Source organism: Gelidibacter sp. (assembly GCF_053579655.1).
In genome coordinates this window covers 99,995-117,755 of record NZ_JBMDWE010000007.1, presented here as the reverse complement: position 1 = coordinate 117,755, position 17,761 = coordinate 99,995, and the positions used below count along the sequence as shown (strand labels likewise).

The 17,761-nt window shown below is 39.2% G+C and carries 16 protein-coding genes; 13 read left to right on the top strand and 3 right to left on the bottom strand.

Going from position 1 to position 17,761, the window contains the following annotated elements; all coding sequences use genetic code 11:
* Positions 1 to 665: 665 nt before the first annotated feature.
* Positions 666 to 4,451 carry a phosphodiester glycosidase family protein gene (locus ACOH2D_RS05760; protein ID WP_449534658.1) on the bottom strand — a complete coding sequence of 1,262 codons (3,786 nt, stop codon included), beginning with the start codon at positions 4,449 to 4,451 and terminating at the stop codon, positions 666 to 668.
* 521 nt (positions 4,452 to 4,972) lie between these two features.
* Between ACOH2D_RS05760 and ACOH2D_RS05755 the strand changes: the two genes are divergently transcribed.
* From ACOH2D_RS05755 to ACOH2D_RS05700, 12 genes are all read left to right on the top strand, one after another.
* The gene (locus ACOH2D_RS05755) at positions 4,973 to 5,350 is read left to right on the top strand and encodes a hypothetical protein (protein ID WP_449534657.1); all 378 of its coding nucleotides are present in this window, start codon (positions 4,973 to 4,975) and stop codon (positions 5,348 to 5,350) included.
* 338 nt (positions 5,351 to 5,688) lie between these two features.
* The gene (gene ureA / locus ACOH2D_RS05750) at positions 5,689 to 5,991 is read left to right on the top strand and encodes an urease subunit gamma (protein WP_348038820.1); all 303 of its coding nucleotides are present in this window, start codon (positions 5,689 to 5,691) and stop codon (positions 5,989 to 5,991) included.
* 17 nt (positions 5,992 to 6,008) lie between these two features.
* A complete protein-coding gene (gene ureB, locus ACOH2D_RS05745) occupies positions 6,009 to 6,380 on the top strand; it encodes an urease subunit beta (protein WP_348038822.1) in 372 nt (123 codons plus the stop codon).
* Positions 6,377 to 8,098: an urease subunit alpha gene (gene ureC / locus ACOH2D_RS05740; protein ID WP_348038824.1), complete on the top strand. Its 1,722-nt coding sequence runs from the start codon at positions 6,377 to 6,379 to the stop codon at positions 8,096 to 8,098. Before ureB ends, ureC begins: the two co-directional genes overlap by 4 nt.
* Positions 8,099 to 8,451: 353 nt before the next feature.
* On the top strand, positions 8,452 to 8,955 hold the full coding sequence (gene ureE / locus ACOH2D_RS05735; protein WP_348038826.1) for an urease accessory protein UreE: 504 nt from the start codon (positions 8,452 to 8,454) through the stop codon (positions 8,953 to 8,955).
* A 1-nt stretch (position 8,956) separates the two neighbouring features.
* Positions 8,957 to 9,646 (top strand): urease accessory protein UreF, encoded by a 690-nt coding sequence (locus tag ACOH2D_RS05730; RefSeq protein ID WP_348038836.1) that lies wholly within the window; start codon positions 8,957 to 8,959, stop codon positions 9,644 to 9,646.
* Positions 9,647 to 9,661: 15 nt separating this feature from the next.
* Entirely contained in the window at positions 9,662 to 10,300 is a 639-nt protein-coding gene (gene ureG / locus ACOH2D_RS05725; RefSeq protein WP_348038828.1) for an urease accessory protein UreG, read from the top strand.
* A 4-nt stretch (positions 10,301 to 10,304) separates the two neighbouring features.
* A complete protein-coding gene (locus ACOH2D_RS05720; RefSeq protein WP_449534656.1) occupies positions 10,305 to 11,102 on the top strand; it encodes an urease accessory protein UreD in 798 nt (265 codons plus the stop codon).
* A gap of 7 nt (positions 11,103 to 11,109) precedes the next feature.
* The gene (locus tag ACOH2D_RS05715) at positions 11,110 to 11,808 is read left to right on the top strand and encodes a hypothetical protein (RefSeq protein ID WP_449534655.1); all 699 of its coding nucleotides are present in this window, start codon (positions 11,110 to 11,112) and stop codon (positions 11,806 to 11,808) included.
* 36 nt (positions 11,809 to 11,844) lie between these two features.
* On the top strand, positions 11,845 to 12,777 hold the full coding sequence (locus ACOH2D_RS05710; RefSeq protein ID WP_449534654.1) for an urea transporter: 933 nt from the start codon (positions 11,845 to 11,847) through the stop codon (positions 12,775 to 12,777).
* A 24-nt stretch (positions 12,778 to 12,801) separates the two neighbouring features.
* Positions 12,802 to 13,857 carry a TonB-dependent receptor plug domain-containing protein gene (locus ACOH2D_RS05705; RefSeq protein ID WP_449534653.1) on the top strand — a complete coding sequence of 352 codons (1,056 nt, stop codon included), beginning with the start codon at positions 12,802 to 12,804 and terminating at the stop codon, positions 13,855 to 13,857.
* Between the two features lie 91 nt (positions 13,858 to 13,948).
* Positions 13,949 to 14,752 carry a DUF2490 domain-containing protein gene (locus ACOH2D_RS05700; protein WP_449534652.1) on the top strand — a complete coding sequence of 268 codons (804 nt, stop codon included), beginning with the start codon at positions 13,949 to 13,951 and terminating at the stop codon, positions 14,750 to 14,752.
* Positions 14,753 to 14,768: 16 nt separating this feature from the next.
* Here ACOH2D_RS05700 and ACOH2D_RS05695 read toward each other — a convergent pair whose 3' ends face one another.
* Positions 14,769 to 15,650 (bottom strand): helix-turn-helix domain-containing protein, encoded by an 882-nt coding sequence (locus ACOH2D_RS05695; RefSeq protein WP_348036990.1) that lies wholly within the window; start codon positions 15,648 to 15,650, stop codon positions 14,769 to 14,771.
* Positions 15,651 to 15,896: 246 nt separating this feature from the next.
* Between ACOH2D_RS05695 and ACOH2D_RS05690 the strand changes: the two genes are divergently transcribed.
* The gene (locus ACOH2D_RS05690; protein ID WP_348036988.1) at positions 15,897 to 16,037 is read left to right on the top strand and encodes a hypothetical protein; all 141 of its coding nucleotides are present in this window, start codon (positions 15,897 to 15,899) and stop codon (positions 16,035 to 16,037) included.
* A 275-nt stretch (positions 16,038 to 16,312) separates the two neighbouring features.
* Here the strand turns inward: ACOH2D_RS05690 and mgtE are convergent, their stop codons facing one another.
* The gene (mgtE, locus tag ACOH2D_RS05685; protein WP_449534670.1) at positions 16,313 to 17,623 is read right to left on the bottom strand and encodes a magnesium transporter; all 1,311 of its coding nucleotides are present in this window, start codon (positions 17,621 to 17,623) and stop codon (positions 16,313 to 16,315) included.
* Positions 17,624 to 17,761 lie beyond the last annotated feature (138 nt).

Below are 17,761 nucleotides of genomic sequence, written 5' to 3'. Positions count from 1 at the left end.
TTTTTCAGCTTTATGCTATTTGTCATTGAATATTTGAGTTGTCAGCCTAGCCTTAATTACTTTGAGTTTAATAACCAAAAAGTACATAGCCAAGCGGCAGATTCTGTAAGTGATATCTCTCGTTTAATCATAGAAATTTATCCTAAACTTGGGATTAGGGCCAGTAGAATTGACCATCAACTCAATCAGATTTTTAGGGATTATTTTACGGCCACTCAGCATCATATTTTTTTAAAATGAAATAAAACAGATACAATTTATTGTTGATGGAAAGATTTGAAATATTACACGGCAAATTCTCGAGCAGTTTAGTGCGTCTCGCTTTAACTACTTAAATCAGTGTAAATCTGCTCCATCAGAGTTACCCGACTGAACGGACAGGCAGGTCAGTGTTCAAGCATGGAATGGAACACAGATAACGCTGATTTCCTATGATTTAAAAAGATAAACCATTAAGGCGTAATTTTTATTTATGAGGAAATATTAGACATTCGCATTTGTTAAAAAACACGACAGTATATCATTTTAACGACTTGAGAATGCCTGTTCAAATTTTGCACTATAAATTTCACGAATGCAACAAACTGTCAGTTTATTTTAAAAACCCGCGACAGAATGCATCTCAGGCGGGTCCGCCAGAACGTTAGTCGGGTTGGTATGGCACTTTAATCTTGCAGTTTATATAAGTAATAGCCACCGCCTTTGTCATAACTACAAAAAATCAAGAATTTTCCATTTGGAGAGACACCAACTCCCCGAGGCTCAGCGCCGTTGACTTCTGGTAAATCCAAGGTCCACATGTCCTTATTTTTAATATTTCGGTAATGGAAGGAGGAAGGCGAAATGCCGCTGGACCGCACTGCAAAATATAGAGCTTGATCATGAATTTGTAAAGCACTGGAACCTGCATTCAGACTTCTGATAGGGTTTTCTTTTTTATAGGTGTCGCCATCGGTACTGTGATATACTTGGGTTATAGCACTTCCAGGATCTGGAAAGTACAGCGTCCGTCCGTCAGCGCTCATATTAAAGGTTCGGGAAAGGATGCGATCTTCCAGTTTTAAAGTTTTTATAAGATCAAAACTTTGTCCATTTTGTTTTAGCATAAAATTGCCATCTTCTCCAAATAAAGACATGGCAAAAATAGTTCCGTCTTGAGCAGCTCTTGGGCTCGTGATGGCTCTATTGCCTTCGGGAACTTCCCAAACGGCAATGCTCTTGCCAGTTTTTGCATCTATTTTAATCAGATGTCGGTTGATGCCGGCCAGAATATTGCCATCCAAGTCTTTTCCTATGCCATTTACAGGTTTCAGGGCATACTGCTTGCCGTCGATTTCTACTGAAGTAAGCGGGGAAAACTCTGCAGAATCTCCATTAGCCTTTTTTATGACCAATCCACGGGTATAATCCGCTAGCCAAACTTTTTGGTCATCGTCCCATAGCGCACCATATCCTGCGCCAGAATCTTCAATTTTCTCTATAAATTTATAATTCGGAGGTGCCACTTCGGCAAGATCTGTTAAGTCTTCATCCGACTTGAGCAGTTTTAATTCTGAACTTCCTGAACTTACAAGATGACTGCCATCAGTGGCCAAAACACGATGGTATAAGGTTTCTGTTTCGCCCATTTTAGAATCTTTAAGCAATTGAAACCATTCGTTTTCTTCAAATTTTAAGGTTGCATTGCGCCCTGTTTCTTTCTGATAGATGACTTTGGAGAATTCAGGATCTGAAGCGATTTGATAAGTGTAGGTCACAAAATCGCCATCCGGATCTGTGGCAGGAGTCCATTTTACCGTTCCTAAAACATTCAGATTTCGAATGCCGTAGGTGTTTTTAGACTGATGAGAGGTAATTAATGGTTTTTTGGGTGGTTTGTTTTCCGACGGATATAGTTGTCCACGTAAGCTATCGCTTTTTGACGAAACACTGATGTAAACAGCGCCTACGGCAAGAAGATCCTCCAGGTTTTCGGTAACTGTTAACGTTCCTGAAAAATGTCCTTTTCCATTTTTTATTTTCCCCGTTTGCAGTTTTTGAATCAGCATGCCGGTTTCGTTATGTCGGCCAGAAAAAAGTCCGACGTCAACGTATTGATTTTTCTGAGTTTTTGGAAGGGAAAAATTTCCTGATATTTTTAATTCCTTATCTACAAGTGCTGCCGAAAATTCGCCACTTTCTGCTTTTTGTTGTCCATGAATCGAATGGAAATGGCCTTTTCCTTCTTTAAACTTCTCACGATCATTACGCAGAACATGGCCATTCACTCCAAAAATAGCTGAAGGCAACTTCTGGATATCAAATACCTGCATATCTGAAGCTTTTTTCTCTTTGATTTCATAGGTGGTGTAATCAATTTCGCCACTGTCATAAAACACATCCATAATAGTGATGGTATTGGTCGGCGGTAGTTCTTGCGTTAACCAAGAACGCGCTCCAGAGCCCGCAGCGCCCGTATTGAGCAGTTGTAGTTTGCCACGTTTTCCGGGGTAAAAAGCATGTTGATGCCCACTTATGTAAGTATGGACATTATAGCGTTCAAGAAGCGCGCGCAATCGCTCAGGATTCTCGAGGACATCGCCTTTAGAATCACGTTCCTGGGCCACGCTATAAAGCGGCATGTGACCCATCACAAAACGGAATTTAGCGTTTTTTGCTGCAGGAAGTTGAAATTGTTCCTCCATCCACTTTAAATTTTCTTCGGTAATTATAGGGGAGGAGGCTTCCCATGAAACGAAAAAAACATCATTTTTCACAAACGAATAATAATTTGGGAAGTGGCTGTCATCGACAAAATCGAGATCTGGCTTGTTGACACTTTGATTCCAATAGGCTCTGGTGAAATCATGTTCTATTTTATAAGAGCGGGGGCCATCGTGATTGCCCAAGGTAAAAGCAAAAGGAATTCCCTTTTTGTTAAGGGGTTCAGCGATATGTTTTGTAAAGCCATCCCACATTCTTTGTAAATGCTCGGTTTCTGAAATGCCCATCCCAGCAATCAAATCTCCACCTGAAATAACCAGGTCGGGTTTCCAAATGCGGGGAATCCTTTGAATGATGCTATCCACCTGCCATTCGTAATCGACAGCACCAAGTCCAGAATTGAGATCAGAAATTACCGCAATACGCAGGTCGCCACGCTGAGGTGTTTCAGGAATCTCGACGCTTGGAATCAGTCGAATGGCATCGCTGATAAATTGTTTTCCGCTAGGGCTTCGAATTTCCAAGAAGTCTTCTGGTTTTAACTGAAAATTTCCTAAAATGGTCCATTTTCCCAAGTTATTCAAATCCGATTGATCCACTTTTAGGGTGTCGGTTTTTGTTGAACGGTGCAGAATGTACTCGACTTCACTTGAGTTTTCAGCTGTATCTACGGTAAACCAAGCACCTAATTGATATTTTTTAGGGCTGAGGTCTGTAAAGTGATAATAAGCTTTATTCATTGGGTTTGCTACGGCGACTCGTGAAGCCGATGTGCCGTAATAATTAAATAAATTGCTGTCTTTCCAAATTCCGATTTCGGAATACGTAGCATCTTCAGTATCTAAATAAATGGGTGTCTGAGTCTTTGAAGACACTATTTCAGATATGATAAGTGCCCCTGCGTTTTTTCGCAACTCGTTGCGATTGCCACCAGAAATGTTGACCGGAACGTTGACGACTTCATTGGCCGCTATCATCGCCGATGAGCCGCCGCCGTCTAAATTAACCGCTGCTTTCGCTCCCAGTTTTTGCATGATTTCGGCCAGTTCTATAAGAGTGGCGCCTGCACTGGCTTCCTGGCGACCATCGACCACCAGAATTACCATCGTATGATCATTCTTATAGCCAATAGCCGACCGCGGATGACGAATGGTATGGCTGTTTGCAAAACCCTCTTCACTAGCTGTCAATTGAATTTGACCATTGATCAGTAATACAGGTCCGCCGCCCACTGCTTGGGAAGCTAGCCATTTTTGTGAAGGTTTTTTTTCATTGATAGTACTCAGCTTATAGACGAAATCTCCAGTCGAAGCGGGTGTTGTCCAGACCACTTCAGGTTTTCCGTTTTCCATGCCAAAGGCACCGCGAGGTGTTTTATGACTTCCTTTTGAAATGATTTCTCCGTCTTCGATGATTAAACTCACTGAAGAATCGCTCGCAAAATAGCCGCCATTTATCGCTAATATGCCATTGTTTTTTTGATAGGTTTCCGCTGTGGTTTCTCTATTGCTATGACTTCCTACAGAACGAAATTTTAAATTCTTATCGCGCAGATCTATTTCCGCATACATGGCTCTGAGCGGTTTTCCGTCGGGTAAACTGCCATAGCTGTCATATATTTTTATTGAAGACGGCAATTCGGTATTCAAATCTTTTCGGGGTTTCCAATTGAGGTTGATCTCTTGACTTTGAATGCTATCAGCCCATAAAAGGCCTAAAAAAATGAAGATGATTTTTGAGATGTTCATGAAATGACTGGATAGTTTTATTTGGTACATAGATGCTTTTTATACAGCTTATTAAATGGCTTTTAGCTTACTGAAAAACGAGGTGTTCAAATTCTATTTCTTTAAACAACGCGCTCCTCGCAATTAATTCGGAAGTTTTTAAGCGCCTAAAGATAAAGCGTTTTTTCGAGACGCTTGTGGTAAACCAATGGATGAAGCATTGGTCATAGATTTTTTAGTACTGAAAATCTCAATCTATCGTAGGTTTTATCTTTTTCAAGAGCGAAAGGATACTTATAGACTTTGAAAAGGAGTTTCTTAAATATTATTTAGCATTGCTTTACAATCCCTGACGCCACTAAAATTCACGAAATGATTTCTGGATAGAAATATAGAATATCTAAAAAACGACTTAATTCCAAAATCGGAAAGGAAAGTCAAGATTTGTGCTACTCAAATAATATGCGTTTAAAGTAATTTTACTATCACAAATAAGCTTTATCCTACGCTTTGCAATGGCACGAAAAAGTATTTTTTTATTAATGACGATCTACATGCTCGGTATCTTTGTTGGCGGCAACGTTTGCAATGCAGCTGAGATGAAAAATAGCATCGAAGTTCAAGTAAAAAGTGAGGTCATTAACTATGATGAAACTGCTGCGCTTATAGAAAATCCTTCTGAAGCCACTTACCACCCTAATTGTATTTTATCAGAAAACACTAATGAAGATAATCAATCTGATATCTCCTTTATAAAATTATCCCCATCGCCCACGGTTGCTTTTTGCAAGCGCTCAATTTCTAATGATCTTGTGGAACGCTGTAAATTGAAAATTGACGGATTACTAAAGGGGAATATGCCGCCGATATATAGTGTGTCGCGAACTATTCTCTTTCATAGTTTACAAATTAATTTCTAAATTTTTGTAACAGCACTTAGTGCTGGTTTAGCTTGACGTGATTTTAATTAAGATGTTTTTTAATCATAACATCACTTTAAGATTGCCACCGTACTAAATTCAGAATGACACCTTAGTTATTGTATTCAAGTTTTTTCTAAACGTTTTTTAGCAAAGTAGCTCTGAATACAGACTCCTGGTTTCTGAATATTAACGAATCGTTTATCTTATTTTCAAAGTTTTCATTTTAAGGGTTTTATCCCTAGGATTCTGTGGCTATTGACTTTTCGGAAATATGACTTGACAATACTACTATCGCAATTTTCAACCCATTTAATAATCAAATAAAATCCAATATTATGCATTTAACACCCAGAGAGATTGAGAAGTTGATGCTGCACCAAGCAGGTGAACTGGCTCAAAAGAGAAAAGCCCGCGGCTTAAAATTGAACTATCCTGAAGCCATTGCGCTTATTAGCAGTGAGTTGATGGAACGTGCCCGCGATGGTAAAACGGTTGCCGAATTGATGCAATACGGCGCGACACTTCTTCGCAGAGAAGATGTGATGGAGGGCGTTCCAGAAATGATTCACGATGTCCAAATCGAAGCCACATTTCCTGATGGAACTAAATTAGTAACGGTGCACAATCCAGTGCGATAATCTTAAAACATAGCATTATGATTCCAGGAGAAATTATCCTTAAAGACAAGGCCATCATTTGTAATGAAGGCCGAAAAACGATAAAAATAAAAGTCACCAATACGGGTGATAGACCTATTCAGGTAGGATCTCATTATCATTTTTTTGAAGTAAACAGAATGATGTCTTTTGACAGAGAAAAAGCATTTGGTATGCGCTTAAATATTATTGCGAGCACGGCGGTAAGATTTGAACCAGGAGAAGTGAAAGAAGTGGAGCTAACAGAGTTTGGTGGAGGCCAACGTCTTTTTGGTCACAACAATTTAGTTGATGGCGATCTATCGCCACAAAATAAAGAGACTGCAATGGAAAGATTAGAAGAAGGTAAATTTAAAAATGTCAAATCATGAGTTTAAAAGTAAGTAGAAAAAACTATACGAGCATTTTTGGTCCTACTGTAGGAGACCAAATACGTCTTGGAGATACCGACCTTATTATTGAAATTGAAAAAGACTTCTGCTCTTACGGTGACGAAGCAAAATTTGGAGGCGGAAAAACAGTAAGAGATGGCCAGTGTCAATCTTCAAAAGCATTGCGTGATGAAGGCGTGCTTGACTTTGTTATCTGTGGTGCAACGATTATTGACCACTGGGGCATTGTGAAAGCGGATATCGGCATCAAGGATGGAAAAATCGTCGGCGTTGGTAGAGCGGGAAATCCTGATATCACAGATAATATCACACCCAATATGATCATTGGTGCGGCAACCGAAGTACATGGCGGTCATGGGTATATTGTGACTGCCGGTGGTATTGATACCCACATCCATTTTATCAGTCCATCGCAAATGGAAACTGCTTTATACAGTGGTTTGACCACCTTGATTGGTGGTGGAACAGGTCCTGCTGACGGTACAAATGCGACCACTGTGACGCCAGGTAAATTCAATATTAAAAGAATGTTGCAGGCAGCAGAAGCTTTTCCTGTAAATGTGGGGTTCTTTGGAAAAGGAAACGTTTCAATTGAAGCTCCCATTGCTCAGCAAATTGAAGCAGGAGCCTTAGGTGTAAAAATCCACGAAGATTGGGGTGCCACTCCGGCGGTTATTGATGCGGCTTTAAGAGTAGCGGACAAATATGATGTTCAGGTGGCTATCCATACCGATACCCTTAATGAGAGCGGATTTTTGGAAGACACCATGAATGCTATTGCAGGACGTGTTATCCATACCTTCCATACTGAAGGCGCGGGTGGTGGTCACGCACCAGATATCATCAAAGCAGCGATGTATCCTAATGTATTGCCAGCATCGACAAACCCAACCAGACCTTTTACAAGTAATACTATTGATGAGCATTTAGACATGTTGATGGTTTGCCATCACTTGAGTCCAGAAATTCCTGAGGATGTTTCTTTTGCCGATTCGCGTATTCGTCCTGAAACAATTGCTGCCGAAGATGTGCTTCAAGATATGGGCGTGTTCAGCATCATGAGTTCTGACTCTCAGGCCATGGGCCGTATTGGCGAAGTAGTGATTCGTACCTGGCAAACTGCAGATAAGATGAAGAAGCAAAAAGGGTTTTTGGAAGAAGATAAAGATTCCAAAAACGACAATTTCCGCGCCAAACGCTATATTTCTAAATATACCATCAATCCTGCCATTGCTCACGGGATTTCAAATTATGTTGGCTCAATAGAAGCTGGAAAAATTGCCGATTTGGTTATTTGGAAACCAGCTTTGTTTGGTGTGAAACCAGAAATCATCATGAAAGGTGGTTTGATATCCGCCAGCAAAATGGGAGATGCCAACGCCTCTATTCCTACGCCACAACCTATCATCATGCGTAATATGTACGCCACTTATGGTAGAGCCTTGACAAAATCGGTGTTCAATTTCGTATCTCAGGTTTCTATTGACAAAAATATTGCCGAGGAATACGGATTGCAGAAAACACTTCTTCCAGTTTCAAACTGTAGAAATATTGGTAAGAAAGACATGATTCACAATAATGGGACACCAGAAATCATGGTAAATCCTGAGAATTATAAAGTAAGTATTGATGGTAAGGTGCTCACCTGCGAACCGGTAGACGTACTTCCGTTAGCACAACTTTACTTTTTGTTTTAAGACCTAGAGATTCTTCAGTTTCACTGCGGCAGTACCATTTGGCGTAGTGAAATCGGGGGAAGGTCGACCTAACCTTCTCCTTAAGAGTTTTATGGATGAGAACAAAATCAATTTGACTTTAATTTAAATCTTGTAATTGTGTGCGCAGTTTTTTCAGAGCTACAAGTGCAGGACAGCGTCCTAATGCGTTAGGATTCTTCAACCAAAAAGAACAAAACCAATAGTGAGAGCAGATGTGTGATTGACACAATGGGCGGAGCTGTTTTTTAAATGACGATGCCGTATTGTGGTTATTGACAGATCTGCTTCAGGTATTGGTGCTTCGAAAAACATCGCTTTAAAAAGAAAAAACAATGATTATACAACAGATCATAGGAAATATAAAAACACATCCGATTGTAGGCCTTGATGTTGATGTTCTCGAAATTGAATGGTTTGAAACTACGAAGCGCATTCAGCGCAAACGCACTAATTCAGGGATGGAAATTGCCATAAAGTTTATTCAGGAAGGACAACGCCTGCATCAAGATGACATTCTCTATCAGGATGATAAAAAAGTGGTGGTCGTTCACATCAAACCTTGTGAAGCTATCGTAATGACGCCGGCTTCTCTTTTAGAAATGGGAACCATCTGCTATGAAATCGGAAACAAACATCTGCCGTTATTTATTCAGAATGATCAGATAATGATGCCTTTTGAAATGCCGATGTTTCGCTGGTTGGAAGCCAGTGGGTATTCCCCAGAAAAAAAGGAAGTACAGCTTTTGCATTTGCTGAAATCAAACGTGACTCCTCATGGACATGGCGGTGGGTCACTTTTTACAAAAATCTTAAATATCGCATCTTCAAATGACTAATATAGAAAACACATACTTGGGAAGTTTGCTGCATCTGGCCGATCCGACCTTGCCAATTGGCGGTTATTCCCATTCCAACGGATTAGAGACTTACGTTCAAGATGAGGTCGTGCACAGTGTGAAGTCCACTAAGGTATTTGTCACCAACATGTTAAAGTACAACCTTAAATACAATGATGCGTCCTTCTTAAAACTGGCCTATGAAGCAACCGCTGCTAACGATTTGGAAACCATTATTAAACTTGATCAGGAATGCAGTGCTTTAAAAAGTCCGCGTGAAATAAGAGAGGCTAGTCAGAAGTTGGGCATTCGATTAATTAAAATCTTCCGACGCCAAAAAGCTTTTGATATCGTTACTCAATATGAAAAAGCAATCTACAGCAAAGAAGTAACGGCGCACTATTGTATCGCTTTTGGGATGTATGCACAACTGCTTCAAATTCCGTTGGCCGAAGCCTTATTTGCCTTCTATTACAACGCCGCCATCGGGATGATTACCAACTCGGTAAAGTTGGTGCCTTTAGGACAATTGGACGGGCAAGACGTTCTTTTTGAACTCCAGCCACTAATCAGTCAATTGGCAAAGGAAACATTAACCATTGATAGAGACCTTGTGGGGTTGTGCAATATCGCCTTTGATATTCGCTGCATGCAGCATGAGCGCCTTTACTCAAGATTATACATGTCTTAAAAAACAAATAGAATAATGGAAACAAGAAAATATATCAAAATTGGGGTCGCAGGCCCCGTAGGTTCAGGTAAAACTGCCTTATTGGAACGTTTGAGCCGAAAAATGTTGAACGATTACAATATGGGTGTGATCACCAACGACATCTATACCAAAGAAGATGCAGAATATATGGTGAAAAACAGTTTGTTGCCAAAAGAAAAAATCATCGGTGTTGAAACTGGAGGCTGTCCTCACACTGCAATCCGTGAAGACGCCAGTATGAATTTGGAAGCGGTGGACGAATTAGTATCTCGCTTTCCGGATATTGAACTTATTCTGATCGAAAGTGGTGGCGATAACCTTTCTGCAACCTTCTCTCCAGACCTTGCCGATGTTACGATTTTCGTAATTGACGTGGCCGAAGGTGAGAAGATTCCACGTAAAGGTGGTCCTGGTATCACACGATCTGATTTATTGCTGATTAATAAAATTGACTTAGCGCCCTATGTTGGTGCAAGTTTGGAAGTTATGGAAACGGACGCCAGAAGAATGAGAAAAGGCGCACCATTTGTATTTTCAAATCTTAGAGGAACTGAAGGGATTGATGAGGTTATTGGATGGATCAAAAAATATGCATTATTGGAAGATGTTGAAGAGCCTAACTTAATCCGTTAATTTCATGGTAAGCAACTTAAGAATAGAAGTAGAAGAGCGGGATGGACAGTCTTTTTTAAGAGATGCCTATGTAACGCAACCATTCCGGATTGTTCCTGTTGGTCAGTATGAAACTGATGGCGCGTCGTACTTAATGATTATGAGTTCGTCGCCAGGGATTTTAAGTGGGGATAAATACGATATTCAGGTGAATATCAAAAAGAAGGCACGTTTACAGTTGCAGTCGCAATCCTACCAACGTTTGTATAATATGGATCATGACGCTTCGCAGATTATGACAGTCAAAATGCACAAAGGCACTTCTTTTTCGTATGTGCCGCATCCTGTAGTACCGCATGAAGATTCGACGTTTAAAAGTCATAACAAAATATATATCGACGATGATTGCGATCTGACTATCAGTGAAATAATTACTTGTGGGCGCAAGCATTCTGGCGAAGCTTTTAAATATGCTCATTTTCAGAATCTTGTTGAGGTTTATCATCATGACCATTTAATTTTAAAGGATAATGTCCTGCTCAAACCAGAAATTATGCCGTTGGAATCTTTGGGATTGTTGGAAGGGTATTCGCATCAAGGCACGCTTATTTATCTCAATACCAGAAACGAAGATGTTTTGGATCATATCGAACACTTTTATAAAGAATTGGAAGAATTAGAAGGTGTTTCCTTTGGGATCAGTGAGCTTCAGGCAAAAGGATTTGTGATCCGGGTTTTAGGAAACGGCGGCGAGCAGATGTATGATTTCTTCAAAAAAGTGCAACGTGTACTTTGGGAAGAAAAGGTAGAAATAAAAATTTAATAAACCTATGGATTCAAATTTAATAGCATTATCGATCACGGCTATCAGCATTAGTTTTTTTCACACGGCTTCTGGACCTGATCATTATTTGCCCTTTATAGTGCTTTCGCGTTCGCGCAAATGGAGCATGCCCAAAACGATCATGCTCACAATTGTTTGCGGTTTAGGTCATATTTTAAGCTCGGTAGTTTTAGGACTTATTGGTGTGTTCGCAGGATGGCAATTAAATAAGATTACGTTTTTTCAAGACTTCCGTGGCAATATCGCAAGTTGGGCATTATTGCTCTTTGGCGCCATTTACCTTATCTACGGACTTTGGGCCGCCTACAAAAACAAAGCACACAAACACTTTGATGTGATGGGCGATGATGTATTTGTTTACACCCATAAACATGGCGAAGTGGTCATGCCCAAAGATCGTGTCAAAGTAACACCACTAGTGCTTTTTGCCATATTCGTAATGGGACCAAGCGAACCGCTTATTCCATTGCTATTTTATTCAGGACTTAATCGCTCCATAAGTGAAATCATGACCTTGATTAGTGTCTTTACGGTGAGTACGGTATTAACCATGCTCGGCATGGTGCTTTTGGGAGTTTATGGCTATTCGTTTTTCAAAACAGAAAAACTCGAACGCTATACGCCAGCTATCAGTGGGGCTGTGGTGTTAGTGTGTGGTGTGGGCATGGTCTTTTTAGGCTGGTAATTCAATACAATTCATAGCCATAGAATTTAAAAGAAAATGAAAATAATAGAAACCATCAAAATAATAGTGCAAACAATACTTAAGGGTATCGGGCAGATTATGCTTCAGGATAGTGCCTGGACGGGCTTACTGTTCCTAATAGCAATAGCACATGACTCTGTCCTTATGGGAGTTGTGGCTTTAGTGAGTACAATTATCGGAACGGCGACGGCTAAAATCTTGAAATTTGACGACACTAATATAAAAGCCGGATTGTATGGATTTAATGCAACGCTAATTGGCGTTGGACTCATATCTGTCTTCGAGTCTAGCCTGCTTATTTGGATTTGTATTATTTTAGGCTCCATACTATCCACCTTATTGATGGAGTTTTCGATTCGAAGAAAGCTTCCATTTTTCACATTTCCTTTTGTCGTAGTGACCGTAATTGCTGTTTTGGCCATAGATCATCTCAGCCTCGCTGGTCATAATACAATAGAAGTAGTAGAGGAAATGTTTGAACTGCAGGATCTTGTCGTCCCAGCGCATGCGTATAGTGAAGTCATTTTTAAAGGCACAATGGTCGCTGGCACACTGTTTTTTTTAGGTGTATTTGTCAACAATCCTACTGCAGCTTTATATGGGTTTGTTGCCGCTTTAATTGCAGGTACCATAGCGCATTTCCATCAGAATAACGTGAAATTAATCGATGATGGGATGTTTAGTTTTAATGCCGTTTTATGTGGTATTGCTTGTAGTGGCATCAAACCTCGGGATGGACTTTACGTGCTTTTATCTGTTGTCATTGCGACCTACTTTGATATTTTCATGATGAATCATGGCTGGATTACTTTGACCTTTCCATTCGTGTTATCTATGTGGATTATTGTTCCGCTAAAAAAGCTTGTGAGTAATTATGAAGAGAAAAGAAGAAGGGATAAAAGAAATTTTTTGATAACGAATCACAAAAGTGAATCGACGAATAAGTAATAGAAAAAACCAACCAATATGATAATGAGGATCTTAGCATTGAGCATACTGATGTTCATGAGTCAAAAAGGGTTTTCCCAAGAGAGAAATAAACAAGAACCCATAAAGACAGATTTAGATACCGTTTATTTAAGTAAAATTTTAATTCAAAATGAAGATTTTAGAAAACAGGTGTTACATGTCGATTTAAAAAACAACCCTGTAAATACGGCGCAGGATTTATTACGAAAGGTCCCCGGATTATTTATTGCACAACATGCCGGTGGTGGAAAAGCGGAACAAATTTTTCTCCGTGGTTTTGATAATGATCATGGCACCGACGTTAGTGTGACCGCCGATGGTATTCCTGTGAATATGGTGTCACATGCCCACGGACAAGGTTATGCTGATTTGCACTTTCTGATCCCAGAAACCATCAAGGATATCGATTTTGGTAAAGGCGCTTACTACGCTGACAAAGGCGATTTCAATACCTCGGGCTATGTCAACTTTACCACTTTTGATAAGTTGAAAAATAATCTTGTGAAGTTGGAAGGCGGTTCTTTTAATTCGATGCGCGCAGTAACGATGATTAATTTGCTAAACAGGGATGTGGAAGATAAAAACTTTTATGTAGCGAGTGAATTCAGTTATTCTGATGGACCTTTTGATATCAAACAAAATTTCAATCGTGTAAATATTATGGCAAAATATAGTAAGTGGATCGATAACAAACAGTATCTGTCTATCCTAGGATCAACATTTAGCTCGGGGTGGAATGCATCTGGACAAATTCCGGAAAGAGCCGTAAAAGAAGGACTTATTAGTCGTTGGGGTTCCATTGATCCTACGGAAGGAGGAAGTACGTCGCGATCCAACTTTGCTATTAACTACAGAAATATACGCAACGATGATGAAGAAATATCAAGTAATTTGTTCTATTCGAAATATGATTTCAACCTCTTTTCAAACTTTACATTCTTTCTGAATGATCTTGTTTATGGCGATGAAATTGAGCAGACCGATAACCGTTCCATTTACGGTTTTGATAACAAATACATCCGACGCTTTGATTTGGAAAACAGTTCCAATCCGAAATGAGCCTAGTGCTATTTCAGAATTATGCTATGCACCAGGAACACCACTTACAGTAAAGGCAGGAATAAGTTATAAATTCTAAATTTTAGAACTCATGAAAAAAATATGTTTTCAAAACAAAACATTACTATTAGCGGTCATTTTTATGGCCGCTTTTTCCAATTCATACGCACAATTAAGTCCTCCGGGATTGGGGAAGGCAAAAACCGCCGCTTGGTTTGCGTTTGGTATCAAGCAGTCCTTAGATTCGCTGGAGCACAAAGTTTCCACAACCTATGTAGGTTTGGGATATAAAAGCGATCCTGATAATACCAACCCATTTACAAAAATGGGCATTTTGGTTTTGAATGAGGAAATCTCCAACCGTTTTCATAAAAACTGGGAATATTCCTATGCGCTGAGTTATAGACGTTCCAATCTTTACGATTCGTCTGCGCCCTATGAGAAATTATCCCCGGCAATCGAACAGGAATTTCGAGTTTATGGACGTTTTTCTTATATCACGGGCACGGATCACATCACATGGAAAAATACGATTAGACAAGAGTTTCGGAAATTCTATAATCCTGATTTCACTAAAACTGATGAGAATTTTCAGTTGCGCACCCGTTTAAAAACCCAATTGAATTTTGATCTTGGTACCCAGAAAATCCATCATATTATTGGAAGTGCCGAAGCCTTGTTTGCCATCAGTAAAGAGAATTATCCAAAAAATAACTATTCAAATTTCCAATATAAAGAAGCGCGTTTGGGACTTTATTATACCATCACGCCGCAGGATATTCCATTCACCTTCGATTTGGGATATATGCACAATATCATCGGAAAATCAAATGTGGTGGACGTCAATTATTTAGCAATTGATGTGGTTTGGAAAAATCCGTTTGGCAAAAAGTAAAGGAGCAGAAAAACGTCTAAGAAGATCTTGACGAACGGTATTCAGTAGGTGTCAATCCAGTAACTTTTTTGAACAATCTCGAGAAATAGGAGCCTGACTGATAATTGAGCTCAAAAGCGACTTGTGCTATTTCTTTTGAACTGTCCTGCAAAAGGATCTGACTATGAAGAATACTGATTTCATTGACCCATTGTTTTGGCGGTTTTCCCGTGGTTTCCTTCACGCATTTATTCAGATAATTATCAGAAAGATTTAATTTTTGCGCATAAAATCCAATCTCTTTGTGATCTACGTGGTGCTTATGAACGAGCTCACGAAAACGAAAAGAAATCGAGCTCATATGAGATAAAGCCTGATAGTTTTTATTTTCAGCACGTATAATTTTCAATAAAATGGATTCAAAGAGTAAGATACAGATGGTCTGGTTGGATTCAATATCCCGCAATTCTTCTTCAAGTAATCCAAAAATTCTAGTAATCCAACTTATGGTTTTCTCTTTGACAATCAAAAATGGAGTGGTATAAAAAAAGTTGAGATCCTTGCTGTTCAGAACGATTTTATCAACAATTTCATTTTCATAAACCACAAAATAGCCTTCCACGTCATCGGAAAGTTCTAAAGTAGCAGTGTAGTTTCCTTGTCTTATATTGATTGCGCCGTTGGCTTTAACCTCAAATACTGAGTTTTCCAGTTGTTGTTTTATCCAGCCCTTCGTCACGAAAATCAAAAAATTAAAGGACGTTTGATAGGGCGTGACGGGAATTACAATGTGCTTAAGATATCTTTCAATGCGATAACTCTGCAGGCTTGAAAAATTAAAAAGATCATGCCGCGAGACATTGGGCAAAAACATTTTTTTGTAGTCGTAGTTACTTATCAATCTTGAATTTGTTTTCATGTCTGAGCAGCTTTTCTCCCAAATTTACATAATACGATGCGTAAAAGGTATTACAAGTGCTAAATAATTGAGAATAGGTTGGTTGATGCCGTCTTGATTGTTGTATCTGGTTAAATACAAATCGGAATTTAAATTTGATGACCGTAAGTTCATACTTTTTGGTAGTGCTTGTGCGAAACGATTTTAGATTTAACCTAGAATAGAATCTCGTCATCAACCAGAATTATATCAAAAGCACACCAACAATTGGCGGGAGTTATTTCCGTTTCAGGAGCTATTTTAGACAGGTCCTTAATCACAACGTTTAATACTGTTCCGGGTGTGTTTTATCATGGCACTGCCAATCCTGTTGTTCCGTTTGCCATCGGTGCGCACCATCTTGCATGAGCAATGTAAACGGTTATTTAGTGGCATATGGCTCTAAAGGCTATTGTTGAAAAATTGGAACCGCTAAATGGTAGTTTTTTATTTCACAGCTATTTGAACAGGAAACCTGACATTTTAATCTTCCTCCTGAAGATTTGCACCAGGCTTTTATTTTTATCAATAAAGTTGTGTTTGATAACGAGTTTTATCAAGCAAAGATTTTAAATAGGTTCTGAGTTTTTGATTGTTTGGCTTGTGTGAACCTTAGTTTATATGTGTGTTTGCAATAGTTCTTCTCAAAGCAATTTCCCAGAAAGAAACATGGCTGCAATTGAAAAATAAATTACCAATCCGGTAACGTCTACTAAGGTTGCTACAAAAGGCGCTGATGCGGTTGCCGGATCTAAACCGGTTTTCCTTAAAACGAACGGAATTAAAGATCCTGAAAGCGTTCCCCAAAGCACAATAAAAACCAATGAAGTAGAAACACTCAATGCCACTGGTATCCAATAACGCCCGTAGTCATAAATGCCTGTTTTTTGCCAAATTAGGATCCGTATAAAACCAATGACTCCAAGAATAGTACCCAGCAGTAATCCCGAAAATATTTCTTTTTTCATCACATACCACCAGTCTTTGAGTTGTAATTCTCTCAAGGCCATGGCTCTAATAATCAATGAGGCCGCTTGGGAACCAGAATTACCGCCACTTGAAATAATGAGCGGTACAAACAAAGCTAAAACGACCGCTTTTTCTATTTCTCCATCAAAATGGGCCATTGCCGATGCGGTGAGCATTTCTCCTAAAAACAAAATCACCAGCCAACCCGCTCTTTTCTTTACCATTTCCAGCATCGGGGTTTTAGTGTAGGATAGATCCAAGCCCTCAACACCTCCAAATTTGTGAATGTCCTTGGTATCCCGATCTTTCATTTTGTCTAAGATGTCGTCAAAAGTAACAATGCCTACTAAAATATCATTACTCGTGATGACGGGCAAAGCAGAGCGGTCATATTTATCAAATATATTGAAGGCATCTTCAATGTTAATATTGGTATGGATAGCAATAAATCTCTTGTCCATAAGTGTGGAAATTTGCGTATCTGGCTCTGCCATTAGCAATTGACCAATCCTTAAATCATCGATCAGATGGTTGTCTTCATCAACGACATATACAAAATTGAGCGTTTCGGCTTTTCTTCCGAATTTTTTAATGTGGTCTAAAACTTTCGCCACGGTCCAATTGGGCTTCGTCTGTACATAATTGGGCGTCATTAATCGGGCGATACTATCTTTTTTATAACCTATTAAATTTAGGGCAATATCTTTTTCTGAATCCGATAAAAGATTTATTAAATGCCTGATAAGTTCATCCGGAAAATTTTCAAAAAGAGCCGTCCTATCGTCAGGATTCATATTGTTAATGAGCTCTTCAAGCTCCTTGTCGCCAAGGCTTTTTACAATTTCATGTTTTAACGAATCGTCCAAATAACTAAAGACTTCAGTTCTTTTATCTTTAAGCATTAAGAACGCCATATCTCTTTCCTTTCGGTTTAACAAAGCAAGATGTTCTGCGATATCAGCGGGATGTCTATCTTGAATTTGAATCATTTTGATAGTTTTTAAAGTCAAGTCTTAAAATAGGGCTTCAGGTAAAATTTTCCTGATAGGTATCGGAATTTCGCTGTTAATTGATCAATCGTATTTGGAGTATGATACTATAAAGATAAATGTAATCTTATTTCG

Excerpts from the sequence above, each read along its gene's own strand:
- ACOH2D_RS05715 (WP_449534655.1), top strand. The coding sequence starts at position 11,110 with ATGGATTCAAATTTAATAGCATTATCGATCACGGCTATCAGCATTAGT.
- ACOH2D_RS05710 (WP_449534654.1), top strand. The coding sequence starts at position 11,845 with ATGAAAATAATAGAAACCATCAAAATAATAGTGCAAACAATACTTAAG.
- ureG (WP_348038828.1), top strand. The coding sequence starts at position 9,662 with ATGGAAACAAGAAAATATATCAAAATTGGGGTCGCAGGCCCCGTAGGT.
- ureA (WP_348038820.1), top strand. The coding sequence starts at position 5,689 with ATGCATTTAACACCCAGAGAGATTGAGAAGTTGATGCTGCACCAAGCA.
- ACOH2D_RS05700 (WP_449534652.1), top strand. The coding sequence starts at position 13,949 with ATGAAAAAAATATGTTTTCAAAACAAAACATTACTATTAGCGGTCATT.
- ACOH2D_RS05720 (WP_449534656.1), top strand. The coding sequence starts at position 10,305 with ATGGTAAGCAACTTAAGAATAGAAGTAGAAGAGCGGGATGGACAGTCT.
- ACOH2D_RS05760 (WP_449534658.1), bottom strand. The coding sequence starts at position 4,451 with ATGAACATCTCAAAAATCATCTTCATTTTTTTAGGCCTTTTATGGGCT.
- ureC (WP_348038824.1), top strand. The coding sequence starts at position 6,377 with ATGAGTTTAAAAGTAAGTAGAAAAAACTATACGAGCATTTTTGGTCCT.
- ACOH2D_RS05705 (WP_449534653.1), top strand. The coding sequence starts at position 12,802 with ATGAGGATCTTAGCATTGAGCATACTGATGTTCATGAGTCAAAAAGGG.
- ureE (WP_348038826.1), top strand. The coding sequence starts at position 8,452 with ATGATTATACAACAGATCATAGGAAATATAAAAACACATCCGATTGTA.
- ACOH2D_RS05695 (WP_348036990.1), bottom strand. The coding sequence starts at position 15,650 with ATGAAAACAAATTCAAGATTGATAAGTAACTACGACTACAAAAAAATG.
- ureB (WP_348038822.1), top strand. The coding sequence starts at position 6,009 with ATGATTCCAGGAGAAATTATCCTTAAAGACAAGGCCATCATTTGTAAT.
- ACOH2D_RS05755 (WP_449534657.1), top strand. The coding sequence starts at position 4,973 with ATGACGATCTACATGCTCGGTATCTTTGTTGGCGGCAACGTTTGCAAT.